This is a genomic window from Haloferula chungangensis (assembly GCF_042664875.1).
Classification (GTDB): domain Bacteria; phylum Verrucomicrobiota; class Verrucomicrobiia; order Verrucomicrobiales; family Akkermansiaceae; genus Haloferula; species Haloferula chungangensis.
Window position 1 is genome coordinate 1 of sequence record NZ_JBHTBS010000037.1, and the last position, 2,473, is coordinate 2,473.

Annotated in this window: 3 protein-coding genes; all 3 read right to left on the minus strand. The window is 59.4% G+C overall.

Annotated features, from left to right (window positions below):
* Positions 1-58: 58 nt before the first annotated feature.
* Genes tnpC through tnpA form a run of 3 tightly spaced genes read right to left on the minus strand, consistent with a single transcriptional unit; the run spans position 59 to position 2,412 of the window.
* Positions 59-1,630 (minus strand): IS66 family transposase, encoded by a 1,572-nt coding sequence (tnpC, locus tag ACFQY0_RS20990; RefSeq protein ID WP_379716953.1) that lies wholly within the window; start codon positions 1,628-1,630, stop codon positions 59-61.
* A gap of 48 nt (positions 1,631-1,678) precedes the next feature.
* Positions 1,679-2,032, minus strand: coding sequence for an IS66 family insertion sequence element accessory protein TnpB (gene tnpB, locus ACFQY0_RS20995; protein WP_379716956.1), 354 nt, complete (start codon positions 2,030-2,032; stop codon positions 1,679-1,681).
* 8 nt (positions 2,033-2,040) lie between these two features.
* A complete protein-coding gene (gene tnpA / locus ACFQY0_RS21000) occupies positions 2,041-2,412 on the minus strand; it encodes an IS66 family insertion sequence element accessory protein TnpA (RefSeq protein ID WP_379716959.1) in 372 nt (123 codons plus the stop codon).
* Between the last annotated feature and the right edge of the window lie 61 nt (positions 2,413-2,473).

Consider the following 2,473-nt stretch of genomic DNA (forward strand, 5'->3'; position numbering starts at 1 on the left):
GTAAGCGCCCAACAGAGCACCTCTCGCATAGGTGCGATAATTCTGGGGGCTCCGGCTTCTATGCAACTCGGGCGACCGAGGGGCTTTGATCAGGCTGCTGGGATTCGATCCAGACGGAGGGCAGCAGGGCTGGCATTTCGTCCGGTCCTGGGGCATGCATGAGCTTGCCGAAGGCCCATTCGAAGTAGGCGTGGGGATCGTGGCCGTGACGCCGGACTTGCTCGACGAAGGTGTAGACGACGGCGCTGCGCCAGCCGGTGTGCTCGCCGCCGACGAATATCCAGTTCTTCATGCCTACTTTGGTGGGCCTGATCGCTCCTTCGGTATGATTGTTGTCGAATTCAAGCCGGCCGTCCTCGAAGCACGGTTCGAGATGCGGCCATTGGGCGCGGGCATAGTTCAGCGCTTTGCCCAGGTTGCTTTTGGGCAGGATTCGACGTCTTGTTTGGAGATGATCGAGGAGTTTTGCGAGATGCTGGTGAATGCGCCTGAGAAGGAGTCGCCGGGCGCGCTTTCGTAAGTCGGGGCCGGCCCGGCGACGTTTGAGTTCGGCTTCAATGTGATAGATCTTTCCGATCTGAAGGAGGATCCAGGCGGTGATGCGCGGGTGGTCGCCGCTGGCTTCGGTGAATTTCCTGCGGATGTGGGCGAGACAACTAACGGGGGTGATGGCTAGCTCGGGGTGACGCTCGATGAAGGTGCGGTAGCCGCGCAGGCCGTCGCTCTGGAGATGACCTTCGAAGGATACGTTGCGGTCTTTTCCTATGAGGATGTGATCGAGGCAGGTGTTGGCGCGGCTTTTGTGCCAGTCAAACAGGATGCCGTGCTCGGGGTGATGGTAGGCCCAGAGGTATCCTTGAGAAGTTTTGCCGGTTCCGGGCTGGAGGCAGCGGATGGGTGTTTCGTCGATCTGGATGTGGTCGCTGTGGCGGATCTTTCCGGCGATGAGTTCGTAGAGTGGGCGGAGCAGGTCGGCGAGGTGGTCGTGCCAGCTGCACATGAGGTCGCGGCGAAGCTCGATGCCGTGAGTGGCTCGCAGCCGCCATTCCAAGCGGTAAAATGGCTGGTGATAGCAGAATTTCTCGGTGAGGAGGTAGGCTCCGAGCGAGGGTGTTAGAACGCTGCCGGGTAGCAGGCAGGGTTCGAGTGGTGGGGTGATGGGGACGGCGTCGGGGTCGTTGCGCAGGACGTGGGTCTGGCGACGGATGACTTCGCGGGTGAAGGCGGCGGGGCTGACGTGGAGACGTTCGCTGACTTCCTCGCCAATGAGGCGGTAGGCGTCAGGATCGTCGAGGACTTCGGGCGATACGATGATTCGCTCTCGAGTTGGCAGTCCTTTGAGTGATTCGGCCAGCTTGCTGGTGCGTTTGGCGCGTGGTGCTTTGGCTTGAGTTTCAGCCGCCGGTCCTTGGTCTAGGGGATCGGCGGCGGCGGGCTTTTTTGCCTCGCTCTCCAGAAAGGTCATGAGCAGCTGGTCGTGACTGAGTTGTTCGCTTTTGGTGCCGTAAAGGCGTTTGAGCAGGGCGGCGACGAGGTCTTTCTGCTGCTGGAGTTCGGCTTCCAAAGAAGCAACTTTATCGAGCAGCTTCTTGTTCTGCTCGATGAGTTGGGCTGCTTGTTCTTCGGTCATCGTTGCTGCTCTGAACTACGTCAGGCATCGTAGCTCCTTTCATGGAAATTACGGGGATTCATACCAGGGTCTGCGTAGTCCGTCACGCAGGTCGATGCCATCGGTGAGCATGGCGAGAGCGGTGGGTCTTAGGATGAGCTTTTCACGGCCCTCCTCGATGTCTTCGGGCCAGCTGAAGGTTCCCCGCTCGAGTCGTTTTGCCACGCACCAGTACCCTGTCTTATCAAAGTAGAGAATCTTGATGAGGTTGCGTCGTTTGTTAGTGAAGAGGAAGGCGGCTCCGCTGGCGGGGTCGATGCCGATGGTGTGACGCGCGATTTCGGAGAGTCCGTTGAAGCTTTTGCGCATGTCGCAGGGCGTGAGCGCGACGTAGACTTTGAGGTTGCCGTTGAAGGTAAGCATGGCGGATCTCAGGCGAGGGTCTTGAGCAAAGCGGCGAGCAGTCCGGCTTGACTGGCGCTCGAAACGTGAGCGATTGCTCCGCCAGGGAGTTCCACCCTCAGTGGGGTGTCGGAGGATGATCCGGATAGTTCGGCGAGGAGGAAATGCTGCTCGGGCTTCCTCGACGGCACTTCGTGACCGGGCTTCCTCGATTTGGCGACCCATGCTGCGAAGGTGGGATACTTGATTCCGCATTGCTCGGCGAAGGCCTGTCCGCTCATCCCGCTTCGCTCGTAGGCGGCCACGACCTCGGCTTTGTAGGAGTCGCTGTAACGCGTCCGGCCGATACGGTCGCTTTTGATGATAGTGGAAGTAGCGGTGGTTTCAGACGTAGATGCCATAGATCTCCAGTCTATGGCACTTATGCCCCGCTTGAATAGAGGGGTTCTGTTGGGCGCTTAC